We start from the raw sequence: 17,090 nt of genomic DNA, 5'->3' as shown, positions 1-17,090 counted from the left end.
TCAAGTCCCTCCTTTAAGTAGTTTATCTAACGCAAGTACACGATCTAGTGGTGCTTCTTCAATAAATAAACCTGGCGTTCCATGTTGATAATATTGTTCTTTATTTTCTTTAAGACTTGGAATACCTCTAATAAAAATGTAGGCATAACCTCCTAAATGTCTCAAGGGATCGTAGTTATCCAATCTCCAGCTTAGATATCTATGTAAAGCAACTAAGTACAAATGAGCCTGAAGAGGATAATGATGCATTTTCATTTGACACTCCATTGCCTTGTCGACATAGTGAATTGGGCTGCAATTAAAGATTTGCCTTTCTTGATAACGGTCTCCAATCCAATTGCTTTTCCAATCAGTTACCCACCATCGTGCATCTTCGGGATCATCTTTATCAATAAAAACAAGGTCTATAGATCCTGTTAGAAAACCTCTGCTTGAGATATTAAGCTCTTGAAGCAATTCTGAATACTCTCCCCCAAAACGATGATCAGGGTTAATTTTAAAGATTTCAGCTATATCACTAGAAGTAATGGGTTGACCATTTATTGATAACGACAAGTCAAAACTAAGTTCGCTTATTCGTTGGTTTGTATTGAGTTGATTTAATTGAAAGTTCCCTAGCGAACTACCCAAAGGAATACTTAGAAGTCTTCCCAAAGCTTCTTGTATATTGTTGTTCAAGCTTTCATCTATACCGCTCTTCTTAAGTTCTTCATCAATTAAACCTGTGGTTTCGAGGCTATTAGCTGGGATCTTAAAGTCGATTCTCTGAAGGATTCTATGTAGACAATCACCAGCAAGAGGTCCTCTTGGGAAGATTGCTAAGGGACTTTGCTCGTATGGATCAATTGATAGCCCTGTATGAATGTTAAGAGAGGATTCTTTACTACTAACTTCATCTTGTGCTGTATCCTTCCCTTCTTCTATTGCTTTTGGGTTCTGCAAGAAATCATGATGACCATTCTTTGTTGCTAGCCATGCTGAATAGCTATGTCTCCCCCAGCTTTTATCCAATAAGCGCTTGGGGCTCGGCCCAATCTTAAGAGGAATATTTTTACCACTTCTCTTCCAGACTCTAAGCTCTTCTAAGGCTTCTATAGTATGTATTTTAATAGTTCCATTAGTGCTGTTTAGCCATTTAATCATCGTTTCTTGTGTTAGTTCTTGTCGGTTGTATTCATGTGATTCTTTCCCAAATAATAAATTTAATAAAGGATTATTTTCTTGCCTCGAAGCCATACTCCATATGATTATTAATTTCTTTTGAGCACGAGTAAGAGCTACATATGCAAGTCGTTCTGATTCCTCTATAGATTCATTGATTGCTGCTTCTAATATATTACGACTACCCCCCCATCCTGTGTTAAGTGAAATTAGCCATTCATTTGAGTTTTTGATACACCATAAGGGACCGTTTGGGAGAGGTGGAGATTGCCAAAGATATGGGCAAATAACGACTTTATATTGAAGCCCTTTACTTCTGTGGATTGTAATTACATTAATAGCCTTTTCTGCTATATCACTGTTAGGACGACGACTTTCTGGTGTTGGATCTCTTGAAAAACTACGTTGTTGAGAAAGCCATCTGGCAGCTCCTAAAGCATCAAGCCCTTTGATATGTATTGCCTCTTGTACAAGGTCTGCACATTGTTGGAGATCCCCAAGCATCCTTCCCTGTTTTGAAAGCATAGCCAGGTTCTTACTTCCTAACAGCTCAGATAGGCAGCCTATAAGACCTATGTTTTGTAGCCTATTGGCCCAATCTACACATCTAATAATAACCTCATCAATTTCACCATTTTGTTCGCAGGCATTGATTTTATTTATATCCCACTGCATTAAGGATGAGCAGGCTAACAGTTTAATAATGCTGGTGTTGGTTGGATGGGCAAGGCATTCCAAAAAGAGTTGTACATTTTTAGCTGTTTGACTATCAAGCACATCCCCTTTGCTAACCAGTCGACTTGGAAGATTAGCTTTTTCTAGAGATTTTCTGATATTTTCAGCTTGTTCATGCCGACTTACTAGTACGCAAATGTCATGGGGATTTAATTCATCACTATGATTCTGGAGTAGATCTAGAATTGTATTAGTTACTATTACAGGAATATTTTCTTCAACCAATGCTTTCGATGGCAAATCATCATTAAATGAGGTTGGCGTAGGCGTGACGCCTTTAATATCTATAATTTCAATAGGAGCTGTGCCTGATTTTGAAAAAAGTATATTTTCCTTTGATGCAGAAATTAATGGGGGAGCCTCAAGCTTTGAATATTTCAAGCCGGCATTTAATAGAGTATTAAGGCCTTTCATGAGCTTGGGAGCTGATCGATAGTTTGTCAACAATGAGTCGATTCGTTCTGCTTTTTTTCTTGCTATCAAGTATGTAGTTAAGTCACCCCCTCGAAACTTATAAATAGATTGCTTTGGATCTCCTACCATTAAAAGAAAATGTTCTTTGCTTTTACTAAATGCTTGATTGATAATTCTCCATTGAACAGGATCAGTATCTTGAAACTCATCAACTAGAACGACTTTATATTTTTCCCTTAGTCGTTCAAGTAGGAATTCTGAAGATGCTTTAAAGTTTGAAGTTTTACCAGGATCTAATGCTTTAAGTTGATCTGCATAGCTAACTACTCCTTTTTGATTTCTTCTCTGAATTAACTTTTCGTGTGACCAAATAAGGGCATGTTCTAAAACCATTTCAGAAGGCTTATCACATAAGTCTGCTATTGAAGTTTGTAGTTTTGGTTTTAGTAAAGAGGATATTGGTAATTTGTTTCGCCGTTCTATTTCATAAATTTTTATTGGATGAAAGTAATCTTTTATTAAAAGATTACTTCGAATAGAGAAATAGTCAGGACTTCTATCAGAGCTTGTTTTTTCATTCTTGTTTGTTTGTTCATTAATCCAGGCGGTTAGTTCTATAGCTCTCTTTCTTCTAGGTTTGATAGAGAAAGGCCTGATATTTTCAATCCCCATTTTTTTCCAGGAAAGTGATTGAAGTCTAAAATCTTCTTCTAATTGCATTCCGCCTTCTCCCCATTCAAGGACAAAATCATCCCAACAATTTTGAATCCAGCCATTAAATTGACGAGACAAGGATTCGTTGTGTTTAATTTCCTGATGGATCTTTTTTAGTTCGATACTAGGGTTATTGTCGATTTTTATTAGACTATTGACTAAACAATCTATTGATATTCCTGCATTTTGTAGTCCTTTCACCTGCGAAGGAGCTAATGAAAGAACCTCTTCTCTCCAATATTCATGAATTATTTCCAAGATTAGCTCTTTATTATCTTCTTCTGAAAGTGCTTCAGTTTCTATATTATTACCAACATCGATAGCTTCCCTTTTAAGGTTTCTACTACAGAAACCATGAATAGTTGTGATATCCGCAGAATCAATATTTTCTAATGCTTTAATTAAAAGACTGGCCCATTGAAGCCTAGTAGATTCATCTATTACTTTTGACTCTAACCATTCATTCATTACCTGATCAGTGCAACTTGCCAGAGATTTAGGCGTATAACTTTCTAATCCTTTTAGGGCTAATACGAGTCGAGAACTTATTCTTGCTTTTATCTCCGATGCAGTAGCCTTTGTGAAGCTTATGACTAAAATTTTATTTATAGGACATCCTTTTTCTGTCAGAAGGCGAAGAACTAAATGAGCCAATGAATATGTTTTACCAGTACCTGCACTGGCTTCTAAAAGCCTCATGCCTGGTTCAAGGGGGTACTGATTTGGTTGGAATGGAATAGTGGTCATTTTATTCTTTCTTCAGTTGATAATACATATGAAGAATCTGGTATTAGTGACGCCAATCAAAGAAACTAATCCCTTTAAAAATAGCTGGTGTTTTTAATAAATATTTTGAGTATTGGGAACAAATTAATTTTAACTTTTTCTCTTCTAGTTTAGCTTTGCTAACTAAAATAATACCTAATATTATAAATAATATTAGGTGAGTTAGACTTGCTCTAAACAAAGTCAAGCCAATAGACATTAGTATTATGCTTTGATATATTGGATGTCTACAATATTTGTAGGGGCCTTCAGTTACAAAAACTGTAGACTCTCTTGGCTCAGGAAGTGGAGAAAAATTTGGCCCAAGATATCTTATACTTAGGATTGCTCGATAAGCACCTAGGATCAATATTAATAAAGCAATTATTTTGATTGAGATGGGCAAATATTCTAGCTGGTGCCTTGGTGGAGTAAGTAGTTGTGTCATAATCACTACTATTTGTGCATATAAATACCACTCACCTTTCTTATTATGCAGTATTCCATCCTTTGTTATACCAAAAGATTTTAAAAATTTATATGACATTTTTCTGTAGATCATCTTGCAGTGAAGTTGTTAAGTATTGGTTGGTAGAGAATATTTAAGCAATTTTCAAATATTTTGTTACCTAGAAATAGCTCAGCGTCACAATCATATCCAAAACATAATATCATTTCCGAATTGTGGTTCTCACCATGTTGATTGAAGCTACCTTTCCATTTTTTTTTAAAGTAATTATTAGAATTAGTTTTTTTCATATACCTAGCCTTAAATAGTTCCCACCCACTTTGAGGAGGCACTGGCCAACATTCGGTTAAGCCTTGCTCAACAAGCATATAAATAGTTTGAAGCATTTCCATTGCATCTTTTTTTAAAATAGGAGTGAATTCTGCTGAGAGCTTATATTGATGTTGTGAAGATTTAGTAGTGCTTCTGGAAATTATTAATGTCTTTCTTGGTTTATCGTCATATAGGCAAACCTGGAGATGTTGTAGCCATGCACTCATAATTGTAGCTGACTTTAACTTACCGATTTCTACGACTAAAATATCCTCTTGAATTATCAGATAGGTTATATTTTCATTGTTTATTTGGAGATTCTTTTCCTCTAATTCCCCCAAGTCCCTTATTAGTGATGAGAGACTTGCTATTCGTGCTTCAAGTATCTCGCACTCTAATTCTGCTGCTGATTTTGGAGGAAGTATACCTTGCCCTCTAAGCTTTTTTTGCCAATCATCTGCACCTAATAAGATAGGCAAAACGTTGTTATCACTTTCAAGGTTGTTTTGTGTGAATAATTCTTCATTTAGTAATTGGTACCTTTGGAGCTCATTTAGATTAAATGTATCTATAGTTTCGATTGAGATTTTCTTTTCTCTGGACCTAAGCTGCAAATGCTCAAGCCACGTAATTTGAGGTGCTCTCAACCAACTTTTAACTATATCATTCGTTAAAATACTTTCTTTGAATTTATAATTTATTTCCCATCTAAATGGAATTCCTAAAGCAGTTTGTTTTGGCTTAGTAAAGTTATCAAGAAATATTCTTGCTTCTAGATTACGCCTATCACAACTAATTGGTTGTTGATATTCAGTAGCAATGAAATTTTCATTACTTAGCGGATTAGGTGGAGGTGATTGGACTAAACCTAATTGATCACTCTCACTTAATTCATTCTTAAGATAATCTATGCATTGATTAATTGGTGCTGGCGCCTCAAGCTTCTCTCCTGTTTTTTCATCTCTACTATTCCAAGTGATCAAAAGATGTTGTCGACAGGACATTATTGCTTCTAGAAGCACATAGCGATCTTTATCACAATTATTGGGATCACCAAGTAGGCGTTTTTGTTCTAGCAGATTAAAACTTGGACGTTCCTCGCTACGAGGAAAAACTAATTCATCTAGTCCCATGAGAACAATTACTCGATGGGGTATTGCTCTCATAGGCTCTAGAGCACTAATGGTTATTTTTCCACTTCTATGACCGAACCGACCGTTCTCAAGAGAAAATAATTCTGTAAGTATTTCCTTTATTACAAGTGGTTGTATATTTAAGATGCAATCATTTGAATCTTGTGACCAGTTTTCGATCGTTATATTGAACAATTCACCTTCCCATGTTCTATTGCTTTCATTCTCTAAAAGATCTGTAACTATTGACTTTAATTGAAAAACCCATTGATTAGATTTCCTTGAATTCCTCAGCGCTTTTAGATGCTTGCATAATAAAGATAGTAAATTCCACCATTTTGTGATCTCGTTAACAGTAAAAGTTGAAGAAAATGGAGCTATATCTCCTTCTACGAAATTTGGTTCATTTGGAAGCACAATTCCAAGTAACCAGCGTTCTAAGCACCACTCTAAGCTATGAGTACTATTACCATTGCGATCTTTTTCGTCGATGCCCCACCTAAAGCCTGTCTCATATAGGCAATATGTGATTCTATCGACTTCATCTTGATCAAGCTTAAATTGGTTTTGTAGAGCTGGATTTGTTAATAGACGGTCAAGATTTAATGCGGTTAAACGACTAGAGGCAATATCTATAAACTCTAAGATAAATTGAATTAAACCTGGTTTCTCAATTTGGGAACGATCAGTTATCTTCCATGGGAGATTAACATTAGTCGCAGAAATATCATTAAATACGGACGATATTAAAGGAGCTAATCTCTTTACCTGAGGTGTCATAATTATTATGTCTCTGGGTTGGAGCGTATCGTCGGTTGCTAACCACTGAATAATTTGATCGCGAATTAATTGAACTTGTCTTCTTTGACCTGGAGACTCTAAAAAGATTAATGAATTGTCTTTATGCTTTCTATGAAGTTGAATTGATGCCTTATTTACTACTAGACTTTCTTGTAATTGTTCCAAAAAAGTTGGTTCTTTTGAGTTGTATGTAGCTATTTTTACTGGCATTGAAAAGAGGTCTTTTTCTTGCCATTCGCCTAATTGATACTCGCCACTTCCTTCCAATAATTGTTGAAACTCGGATCCCATTCGGCCCAAGCTTGCTTCTATTCGAGGTGTTTTTAGCATCCACATTCCATCCATAGGAACTTTCCAATCATTGCCAAGTTCCTCTCTTCTGCTTTTACAACGTTTCCATAGATCTTGTCCCGGAGTTAGTAGAAATATTTGGACATTAACCACGGAGGACAAGGCTTGAATGAGTTCAATTTGAATAGGAGCAAGACTGCTAACACCAAATATCAGAAGATCACGGGGGAGTTCCTTTGAGGAATGCTCCTTTCTTTTAAGCCTGGTTACAACTTCATTTATTTGTAGGCATATTGGCTCTGATTTTATTTTCGTTTTTAACAGTCTCAATAATAAAGGTTGCCATTTAATGTGAGGTGGTAAATCTCTTAATGATTTTGTCGGTTTACTATCTAAATTCCACCATTGCGCGATCACATCAGGTCTGTACAAAATATATTCATTGATTGTATTTGCAATACTTTTGGCTAGTGTCCATATTCTTTTGTCAAGTTCTTTATTGTTATTGCTTCCTTTTTGAATCCATTCATGCAGATGCTTGGATTCTTCTTCCTTAAGTAGTTTTGGCAGTACGTCAATAATTTCCCAAGTCAATTGATTGGTGTTCCATGGGTCCTTTGATGTAACTTCTAAACCTAAGAAAAGTTGAACAAACTTTCGTAAATGAGAATTAGGGAAAGGAAACTCAATTAACGCACTGATGCCATTGAATGTGGCAATTTGTTCGGATAACCATCTGCTTGTTGGCCATGTGTTAACCATTATTTCTACTGATTGAAATGGCTTTGGCTTGTTTAGACGTAATTGAGCTGCCAGCACTTCTGCTAACCATTCAGCTCTGTTACTTCGGTAGACAGTTAACAAGGTCAATGATCTAGAGGTGCTTTGCTATGAACCAAAGAAGGGTTCATGACGAGGATTTTTTATTAGTTCTTTCATTTCTTTAACTGCTTCTTTAAGACCAATTGCAATTGCTCTTGCAATAATTGTATGACCAATATTTAGTTCTTCCATTTCTGTTATTGATGCAATTGGCTCTACATTTTGATATGTCAGACCATGTCCAGCATTTACACGTAAACCAAGATTTCTAGCTCTCGCGACACCTTCACTTATTTTGGCAAATTCTAGAGGTTGATTTTTCCATGAAGCTCTTGCATAAGGACCCGTGTGAAGCTCTACCCATGTAGCACCAATCTTTGAAGAGGCTTCCAATTGCTTTGAATTTGCATCTACAAAAAGGCTTGTTGGAATACAACATGATTCCATTTTGGTTACGATTTCCTTAAGGCTTTTTGCATTTGATGCAACATCTAAGCCGCCTTCGGTAGTAATTTCTTCTCTTCTTTCAGGTACCAGAGTGATCATGTCTGGCTTTAAATCTAAGGCAATTTCAATCATTTCTGTTGTAGCTGCCATCTCTAGGTTGAGACGAGACTTAATTGTTTCTCTTAAAAGTTTTAAATCTCTATCTTGAATATGCCTCCTGTCTTCTCTTAGATGAATTGTTATTCCATCAGCCCCTCCAAGTTCTGCTAGAAGCGCCATTTGCACTGGATCAGGTTCATTTGCAAGCCGAGCTTGACGTATGTTTGCAATGTGATCGATGTTTACTCCAAGACTTGTCATATGGAAATGCTTATCCAATTCAATCTAAGTTTATTGACCAAATAGCAAATTTGTTTGCTCAAAACCATTAGCCGCTGACTTAACTGCCCAATACCATTAGATAAAAGATTCTTTTCACCGTTAAGTTCTTATATTGAAGCCATCAATAATTTCTTGGCATTCGTTCAACGAGAATCAGATTTATGCAAAGGAGTAAACCCCTTGTGGGGAAAACTTGCAATGATTGCTACACAGGACATCGTCCTAAAAAATTATTTCAAAAGTAGTATTGTTTTAGGTCAAGAAAATCTGCCGTTAGAAGGAGCAGTAGTTCTTGCACCTACTCATCGCTCTAGATGGGATGCTCTCATGTTGACAATGGCAGCAGGCAGGAGGGTGACAAAGAGAGATTGTCGATTCATGGTTACTTTATCTGAGATGCAAGGAATACAAGGTTGGTTCTTGAATCGATTGGGATGCTATCCAGTTGACAAAAAGAATCCTTCATTACTTTCTTTGAGATATTCTATTGATCTTCTGAGTGCTGGAATGCAATTAGTCGTTTTCCCAGAAGGACAAATTAATCGAAGAGGGAAATCAATAAAAATCGAAAGTGGTTTGATTAGACTTTCTCAACTTGCTTTTAGGAAAGGAGTAAAAGTTAAGGTTTTACCTATAGGCTTAGGATATAGCGAGGTCATACCTAAGCCCTTTAGCAAGGCTGCTATATGCTTTGGTGAGCCTATGTCAATCCTTAAAACAGGAAGAAAAGCTGCTAATGAATTTGACTTAGAGCTTGCATCTAGGATGCATACTGCTGAGGAATGTGCTCTTAAAGCTGTTGGCCGATTTTCCTAATAGATATAAAGTCAAGGTATATGTTTTATTTGTTCGATGAGTTTGAGAATTCCTATTGCAGCATTTGCACTCGGAGCAGGATTCTTTTTTTCAAGTATTCCATCTATTTCAGAGACATCAAGTTCCGAGGAATTCAGAGTTTTAGCAAAGGATGAAATTGGGTTAAGCCTCAACTCGGTTGAAAAATATTTATCAGATGGAGATGAATTTTTTGCAAGAGGAGATTTTGATAAAGCAAGGAAAAAATTTGATAAAGCAAGAGAAATGTCTAAGCTTTTATTAGGCTTTTATAGAGATTTAGGCAATTCGTTTAAGGGAATTGATGCGCGTATCCCTAGAGAAATGGATTCTAATAGCCGAAAAGTTCTTTCCTTGATTTCAAGAGCAAACTTAAAACTAGCAATCCTTTTTAGAAAGACTAACAGACCAGAACTGGCGGTACCTCTATTAGTAGAAGTGGTAAGAATTAGTAGCCCAGCAAATTTAGAAGGTCAAGAAGCGTATCAGACATTGGTTGAATTGGGATTTGTTAACACTACTTATAGAGGAGCTAGAAAAAGACTTTAATTTAGTATGTACTAACATCTGGTTCCTTAAATTTATTCTTTCCTGATTCCTATGGTTCATCCTGAAGAAGTAAAAGCATTAATAAAAAGTTCTCTTCCCGATGCGATGGTTAATGTTGAGGATATCAATGGTGGTGGAGACCATTTGAATGTAAATGTGGTTTCATCGACATTTGCAGGTCTTTCACGTGTGCAGCAACATCAATTGATTTATCGCGCTCTTGCTAAAGAGCTGGCCAGTGAATCTATTCATGCATTGGCATTAAAAACATCTACTCCCTAAAGCTCCTTTTTGATTATGAATTTAGAAACTCGAGCAAGGATTGAAGATTTAATCAATTCTCATTCAATAATGGTTTTCATGAAAGGAACAAAATTGATGCCTCAGTGCGGCTTCTCAAATAATGTTGTTCAAATACTTAATGCTCTAGGAAAGCATTTCGAGACCTTCGATGTCCTTTCTGATATGGATATCAGGGAAGCTATTAAAGAATATTCAAATTGGCCCACAATCCCTCAGGTATATCTAAAAGGAGAATTTTTGGGGGGATCCGATATTTTGATAGAAATGTATAACTCTGGCGAATTACTGGAGAAACTTGAGATTGCTCTTGCTTCTTGATGCCTTACTTCTGCTTTTGAAAGTAAAGATTATTTATATCTCCATCCGGACCAATGAAGCTTGATGGATCAAGAATCCAAGTTTCAACAAGCTTTTCTAGCTTTTCTTGATCTTTGGGACTAAGACTCCTTTCTTTCCTAAGTGCATGTAAATATCCATCTGCATAAATTTTTAATTCTGCTGGAGTATGAAAAGTATGAATAAGTTGCTGACATGCATCACATATTGACTGAAAATGTCTTATAGATTTAGGGTCCTGAAATGCTTGTGATGTCATTTTGCGATGATGTGTAGGTATTTCTTACAGTTGGACATTTAATTAGTTATTTTAAAGCAACTTGATTTTGGCTTGTGACATTAACTCCAGATCTACTTTCTGATGAGCCAAGTGCGCAGCCCTCACTAGGTGGTGGCTCTCATCATCCAACCAGTCAAAGTCCTTCAAGAATACTTGTAGTAGAGCCTCATCCGACTTTAAGGACAGTTCTAGTTCAGAGGCTTAGGCAAGATGGTCATTTGGCTGCTGCAGTTGGGTCTGTTGTAGAGGCAATTGATTTATGCAGGGATCAAGCACCAGATCTTTTAGTAAGTGCTGAGTTGTTAGAACAAAGCTCTGCTTTGAATTTGGGCCAACAACTAGGGTGTCCTGTAATGGTTCTAACTGCAAGATCCGGAGTGGAGACCTTGGTGGGCCTTTTAGATGATGGAGCAGATGATGTTTTGCGTAAACCCTTTGGCTTAGAAGAGCTTGCAGCACGATGCAGAACTCTCTTAAAAAGAGGACGAATAGGCCTACAAGAAAGGGTTACAGTCGGTCCTCTTGAAGTACATTTGCTACTCCGTCAAGTAACACTAAGAGAAAAACCTGTCGAATTAAGTCCAAGAGAATTTGCTCTGCTTTGTGCCCTTCTGATGCCGCCAGGCATGGTCCGTAGCAGGCATGAGTTGTTAAGAATGGCTTGGCCTCCTTTTAGTGGCGGTCCTAGATCTGTTGACACCCAAGTTCTTACTTTAAGAAGAAAACTAGAGCAAGCAGGGCTAGGAGATGGAGGTGGTATTACAACAGTGCGTCAGCAGGGGTATCGCTTTAGCTTAGATAGTCTTCCTTCTTAAATACTTAGTTAAAGACTATTTGATCGTCAATAATATCTAATTGATAATGTGAGCGTTCCTCTGATTTGCTTTTAAGTATCATTTTAGCCAGTTTAGTTTCTAATTTTGTCTGAATTATTCTTTTAATTGGCCTGGCACCATATATAGGATTATATCCTTTATCGGCAATCCAATCTATTACTTTTTCATTTAATTCGATTTCTAATCCCTTGTCTTTCAATCTCGCTTTTACTTTGTCTATTTGTAATTTAACAATTTTTTTTAAATCTTCTTTCTTAAGACTTTTAAAGATAATTTGTTCATCTAATCTATTTAGAAATTCAGGCTTAAAATAATTTTTTAATTGATTCCTCACAACTTCTTCTATCAGTTCGTATTCGTTTTTCTTATTGGTCATTTCTATTATTGATTCACTACCCACATTGCTTGTAAGAATAATAATTGTATTTTTAAAGTTTATATTTTTACCTTTACCATCAGTTAATCTTCCTTCGTCAAGTATTTGAAGCATTATGTTTAATACATCAGAATTTGCTTTTTCTACTTCATCAAAAAGAATTACTGAATAAGGGTTTCTTCTAACAGCCTCTGACAATTGTCCTCCTGACTCATATCCCACATATCCAGGGGGTGCTCCTATTAGTCGACTAATAGAATGTTTTTCCATGTATTCAGACATATCAATTCTAATCATTGCTTTTTCACTATCAAATAATTCTTTAGCTAGAGATTTAGATAACTCAGTCTTGCCTACACCCGTAGGCCCTAGAAGTAAAAAGCTTCCCATAGGCCTACTTGGATCACTAAGACCAGTCCTTGAGCGCTGTATTGAATCTGCTACAGCTTGAACTGCTTGCTTTTGACCAATTACTTTTGAGTTTAATTTGTCTTCAAGATCTAATAGCTTTTCTATATCTGATTTTAAAAGTTTTGTTAAGGGTATTGATGTCCATTTTGCGATCACTTCGGTTATATCATTTTCAGTTACTTCCTCTCTTAAAAGTAGACTTTTTTGATCATTATTATTATTGACCATAATTAAATCCTCTTTTTGCTTTAATTTATTTTGTAAGGAGTTTAAAGTTCCATATTCAAGTTCTGCTGCTCTGTTTAAATCATAATCTCTCTTGGCCTGTTCAATTTGAAGTTGAACTTTTTCGATTTCTTCTTTTAAGAACGAAAGAGTATTTATAGACTCTTTTTCTTCTTGCCATTGCTTATTTAAAGAACTTTGCTTACTCTTCAGTTCGTTCAATCCATTGTCTATTGCATTTAATTTTTCTTGACTTGCTAAATTTGATTCTCTTTTTAATGAAAGCTTTTCCATTTGCAATTGAATTATTTTACGGTCTATCTCATCTAACTCTTCTGGCTTTGATGTGATTTCCATTTTTAATTTAGAAGCAGATTCATCTATTAGGTCTATTGCTTTATCAGGCAGATAACGCTCTGATATATATCTATTGCTTAGCACAGCTGCTGCAACTAAAGCACTATCCGATATTCTTACTCCATGGTGAACTTCATATTTTTCTTTTAATCCCCTAAGAATTGATATTGTATCTTCAATGGATGGTTCGCTTATTAAGACTTGTTGGAAACGTCTTTCTAATGCTGGATCTTTCTCAATATGTTGGCGATGTTCATTTATTGTTGTTGCACCTATGCAGCGCAATTCCCCTCTTGCGAGCATTGGCTTAAGCAGATTGCTTGCATCCATTGCGCCCCCTGTAGCACCAGCTCCAACAACTGTATGAATTTCATCTATAAAAAGGACAATTTGTCCTTGTGATGATGTCACTTCTTTTAGGACTGCCTTTAATCTTTCTTCAAACTCTCCTCGATACTTTGCACCTGCAATAAGAGCTCCCATATCCAGAGCGATTAATTGACGATTTTGTAGAGCCGACGGTACATCACCATTGATAATTCTTTGTGCGAGGCCTTCCACTATTGCAGTTTTCCCAACGCCAGGCTCACCTATTAATACAGGGTTATTTTTAGTTCTGCGACTAAGGATTTGAATAGTTCTTCTAATTTCGTCATCTCTTCCTATTACTGGATCTAGAATTCCTTCTCGGGCTGCAGAAGTAAGATCTCTGCCATACTTCTTAAGAGATTCATATTTTGATTCCGGATTTTGATCGGTCACCTTTTGATTCCCTCTGATTTCTGCTATTGATTTTAAAAGTATTTCAGGGTCTATTTTTTCATGAATAAGTATTTTATTGCAGCATCTTTGATCTTTTGAGAGAGCAATTAACAAGTGTTCAATAGAAATAAAGTCATCGTCAAAAGACTGCTTTATTTGATCTGATTCATTTATTGTCTTCTGAAGATGTTTACCAATGAATAAATTTTCAGGACGTTCTTTTAATTTAGGCTGATTCTTTATAAAATCATTTAAATGCATTTTAATTTGATCTATTGATCCATTGCATTTTTTAATAATGCTTTTTGCAAGATCATTCTCTTGAATTAAGGATTTTAAAAGATGCTCAGTTTCTATGTATTGATGGTGAAATCCTTTTGCATTTGATTGTGCTTGAAGTATTGAAGACCATGATTCTTCAGTGAAATTGTCAGTTTTTATATCCATAATTATATTTAATAATAAGTGTATTAATTATCTCTAAAAATACCTTTAGCATTAAGAGGGTAAACCGAATTCATCAGATCGGTAAACTTGTCTTTGTTCGGTTATCTCTTTAAATGGAAATATCATGAATGTTTTTGAATGAAAGCCATTTATAACTAGTAGCTCTGTTAGATAGCTTTTATACAAAGTAATATATAATATTAGGAATATTGAAGAATTTTAAGTTTAAATTAAACGTGTAGGTTCTTGTTGTGATTATAATTACTTGAGATTCTGATCGTTTACTTTCAACAATACTAAGATAGTTCATTGTAAAAATAAAAAAGCCGACTGAGTGAGAACTCAGTCGGCTTTTTTATTTTTTTTATTTATCGTTAGTTAACAACTACTTTCCCGACCATCCCTGCTCCTCTATGAGGCTCGCAGTAATAGTCATATGTACCTGCTTCTGTAAAAGTTTCTTGCCAGCTTTCGCCAGGAGCAAAAGCAAGGTCAGGATGACTTAATTCTTCATGACCTTCAAAAACTGCATTGTGAGGAGCAAGTTTGTTGTTGACAAACTTCACAGAGTCGCCAGTACTTATGGTTACAGAGCTGGGTTCGAATGCAAGCATTCCAGCATCAGTTCCTAGTTTTACTTCAACTGTTTTAGCTTGTGCGGATGCAACTCCAAAGGCAAGCACCAAAAGCAATGCAAAACATGCAGATAGCGCTGAGCGAAGCGAGGAAATCATTTGTTTCTTTATTTCTTTGGATATATTACCTGTTTATAGGACTTTTTACCTTTTGGCAATCCTGAATAAAGAAGAATTTCATTTATTGATTGTGCATAGCTAGTTCCACCAAAGTCTTTAGGGTTTGTTATTGGATCATGAACAAAATGTCTTTGCTTAATACTGAATCGGTCCCATTGAGTAATTTTGATTGGGAGAATGGTAACTAAGCACTCAATTATCCATCCCCATAAAGGCAAAGATATGTACCTATTCATGGTTTTCCATTTTAATAAAGCATTAATAGCTTGATCTATTGATAGGGAGGGTTGCCCAAGGACAAATTTAGGAATTTTGTTCACAGCTTTAGAGGAACGAGGCTTAAGCTCACTTATTAGTAATTGGCCGCATACAAAAGCTATATCTTCTGCATGTATGAAATGGAACTTAGATAAACCTTTAAACCATCTTGCAAGCCATAGCCATTTAGTTGCTTCTTTCAGCCCTTGAGTTAAATAACTTGAAGGAAACATTCCTGAACTATCAAATTGCCCGCCAAATACAAGTGTTGGGAAAACGGCGATTATTTTGTTTGACAACGGATGATTCTCAAGATCTTGTAGACATTTTGCTTTTGTTTGTATGTATTCAGTTCCATATCTCAATGCTTCTGGTAGTGGATTAAGATCTTTGTCGAGAATGCTTGCGGTAGAAAAGTATATGAATCGTTGAAGAGTATTTGGCTTTAATAATGATAGGAGTTTTTTAACAGCAATAACATTTACTTGAGTTGCTCTTTCAACTCCACCCCATGCAGTAGCAGTATGAATAACATGCGTAGCATTAGCTATTTCATTAGAGAAGACTTCAGGATTTCTTATATCACCAACTAACAATTTTACTCTTTGATCATCATGATTTATTGATGATAGTTTTTTGGGATCTCTAATCCACAAAAGTAACTTGGCTTCAGTGTTTTTTAAAAGCCAATTACAGGTGTATTGGCCGACACAACCACTTGCTCCAGTAATAAGTATGCGAGCTTCTTTCAAATGTTAGAAATAAGATTGTTAATGTTTTTTCCAGTCTCAAAGAAAACCTTTGCGTTCTCTTCTGGAGTGCCAGGAAGTATTCCATGTCCAAGATTAAGGATATGTTTTCTGCCTTTTGCTTTTTTGACGGTGTCAATGATTCTTTCTTGTATCATTTTAGGTGTGCCAAAAAGTATTCCAGGATCAACGTTGCCTTGAATCCCAATATTGTTCGGCAGTCTTGCACACCCTTCGGCCATATCTACAGTCCAGTCTAGTGAGACTATATCTACACCAGTTTTAGCCATTCTTTCAATAACACCTGCACTGCCAGAAATGTAAAGAATCATTGGAGTATCTGGATGTGATTGTTTTACAAGGTCTACAACCTTTTTTTGATATGGAGCAGCATAGTTGTCATAGTCTATGGGACTTAATTGTCCAGCCCATGAATCAAACATTTGAACAACTTGAGCTCCAGATTCTATTTGATATTTTAAGTAATTAGCAATTGATTCTGCGAAATGATTTAGAAGCTTATGAAGTAAATCTGGCTGCTGAAATGCCATTGCTTTTATAACTGAATAGTTTTTACTACTTTTACCCTCTACTACATATGCAGCTAGGGTCCAAGGCGCCCCTACAAAACCTAAGACTGCTGCTTCATTTTTAACACTTTCTCTTAACCTTCCTAATACTTCTCCTACAAAGGGAAGACTAACTTGAGGTTCAAGAGGCCTAAGTGTCTTTACTTGCTCTAGGGTGCGAATTGGGTCGTTGATCAAAGGACCTTTGCTTTCAACAATGTCGAAATCAATTCCCATCCCTGGGAGAGGTGTCAAAATATCTGAAAAAAGAATTACTCCATCTGGTTTAAACTCTCTAAAAGGCTGCATTGATATTTCATATGAAAGATCTGGGTTCTCAGATCTTTCTCGAAAACTAGGATGGTTATCTCTTAATTCTCTATATACCTTCATATACCTTCCTGCTTGACGCATCATCCAAACTGGAGGTCTATTTACAGATTCACCGCGAGCAGCACGGAGCAACAATGGAAGTGAGTCGGTCATGCGTGAAGAGGTTGAATTAGAAACTTACTGGACAAGTAACTCCAAAAGTAGGATAAATCTGATTAGGGTGTATCTTCTTCACACCTTTTTGTATTTACTGAATTTGTAGTAT

14 protein-coding genes are annotated in these 17,090 nt (G+C 36.0%); 5 read left to right on the top strand and 9 right to left on the bottom strand.

The genetic code is table 11. From position 1 onward, the window contains the following. Genes PRO_RS05380 through PRO_RS05365 form a run of 4 tightly spaced genes read right to left on the bottom strand, consistent with a single transcriptional unit; the run spans window position 1 to window position 8,424 of the window. Entirely contained in the window at window positions 1-3,771 is a 3,771-nt protein-coding gene (locus PRO_RS05380; protein WP_011125244.1) for a UvrD-helicase domain-containing protein, read from the bottom strand. A 43-nt stretch (window positions 3,772-3,814) separates the two neighbouring features. Next, complete coding sequence (locus PRO_RS05375) at window positions 3,815-4,336, bottom strand: methyltransferase family protein (RefSeq protein WP_036892272.1); 522 nt, start codon at window positions 4,334-4,336, stop codon at window positions 3,815-3,817. Window positions 4,337-4,347: 11 nt separating this feature from the next. Beyond that, entirely contained in the window at window positions 4,348-7,659 is a 3,312-nt protein-coding gene (locus PRO_RS05370) for an exodeoxyribonuclease V subunit gamma (RefSeq protein WP_011125242.1), read from the bottom strand. 24 nt (window positions 7,660-7,683) lie between these two features. Beyond that, on the bottom strand, window positions 7,684-8,424 hold the full coding sequence (locus PRO_RS05365; RefSeq protein WP_011125241.1) for a pyridoxine 5'-phosphate synthase: 741 nt from the start codon (window positions 8,422-8,424) through the stop codon (window positions 7,684-7,686). Window positions 8,425-8,577: 153 nt separating this feature from the next. Between PRO_RS05365 and PRO_RS05360 the strand changes: the two genes are divergently transcribed. The 4 genes from PRO_RS05360 to grxD are packed head-to-tail and all read left to right on the top strand — an operon-like array spanning window position 8,578 to window position 10,449. Further along, a complete protein-coding gene (locus PRO_RS05360) occupies window positions 8,578-9,261 on the top strand; it encodes a lysophospholipid acyltransferase family protein (RefSeq protein WP_011125240.1) in 684 nt (227 codons plus the stop codon). A 36-nt stretch (window positions 9,262-9,297) separates the two neighbouring features. After that, the gene (locus PRO_RS05355) at window positions 9,298-9,828 is read left to right on the top strand and encodes a hypothetical protein (protein ID WP_011125239.1); all 531 of its coding nucleotides are present in this window, start codon (window positions 9,298-9,300) and stop codon (window positions 9,826-9,828) included. Between the two features lie 51 nt (window positions 9,829-9,879). Next, window positions 9,880-10,110: a BolA family protein gene (locus PRO_RS05350; RefSeq protein ID WP_011125238.1), complete on the top strand. Its 231-nt coding sequence runs from the start codon at window positions 9,880-9,882 to the stop codon at window positions 10,108-10,110. Between the two features lie 15 nt (window positions 10,111-10,125). Next, window positions 10,126-10,449, top strand: a complete 324-nt coding sequence (grxD, locus tag PRO_RS05345) for a Grx4 family monothiol glutaredoxin (protein WP_011125237.1) — start codon at window positions 10,126-10,128, stop codon at window positions 10,447-10,449. A 4-nt stretch (window positions 10,450-10,453) separates the two neighbouring features. On the opposite strand, the gene PRO_RS05340 is transcribed toward grxD, so the two are convergent. Continuing rightward, on the bottom strand, window positions 10,454-10,726 hold the full coding sequence (locus PRO_RS05340; protein ID WP_011125236.1) for a DUF6761 family protein: 273 nt from the start codon (window positions 10,724-10,726) through the stop codon (window positions 10,454-10,456). Between the two features lie 170 nt (window positions 10,727-10,896). Between PRO_RS05340 and PRO_RS05335 the strand changes: the two genes are divergently transcribed. Beyond that, window positions 10,897-11,562, top strand: a complete 666-nt coding sequence (locus PRO_RS05335; RefSeq protein ID WP_225866420.1) for a response regulator transcription factor — start codon at window positions 10,897-10,899, stop codon at window positions 11,560-11,562. 4 nt (window positions 11,563-11,566) lie between these two features. On the opposite strand, the gene clpB is transcribed toward PRO_RS05335, so the two are convergent. From clpB to hemE, 4 genes are all read right to left on the bottom strand, one after another. Further along, the gene (gene clpB, locus PRO_RS05330) at window positions 11,567-14,161 is read right to left on the bottom strand and encodes an ATP-dependent chaperone ClpB (protein WP_011125234.1); all 2,595 of its coding nucleotides are present in this window, start codon (window positions 14,159-14,161) and stop codon (window positions 11,567-11,569) included. A gap of 374 nt (window positions 14,162-14,535) precedes the next feature. Continuing rightward, complete coding sequence (gene petE / locus PRO_RS05325; RefSeq protein WP_011125233.1) at window positions 14,536-14,895, bottom strand: plastocyanin; 360 nt, start codon at window positions 14,893-14,895, stop codon at window positions 14,536-14,538. Between the two features lie 8 nt (window positions 14,896-14,903). Further along, entirely contained in the window at window positions 14,904-15,926 is a 1,023-nt protein-coding gene (locus PRO_RS05320; RefSeq protein WP_011125232.1) for an NAD-dependent epimerase/dehydratase family protein, read from the bottom strand. Further along, window positions 15,923-16,978: a uroporphyrinogen decarboxylase gene (gene hemE / locus PRO_RS05315; protein WP_011125231.1), complete on the bottom strand. Its 1,056-nt coding sequence runs from the start codon at window positions 16,976-16,978 to the stop codon at window positions 15,923-15,925. Before hemE ends, PRO_RS05320 begins: the two co-directional genes overlap by 4 nt. Window positions 16,979-17,090 lie beyond the last annotated feature (112 nt).

It is taken from the genome of Prochlorococcus marinus subsp. marinus str. CCMP1375 (assembly GCF_000007925.1).
GTDB classification, from domain to species: domain Bacteria; phylum Cyanobacteriota; class Cyanobacteriia; order PCC-6307; family Cyanobiaceae; genus Prochlorococcus_E; species Prochlorococcus_E marinus.
Note: the sequence above shows the minus strand (reverse complement) of the source record. Positions and strands in the feature narration are given on the sequence as shown.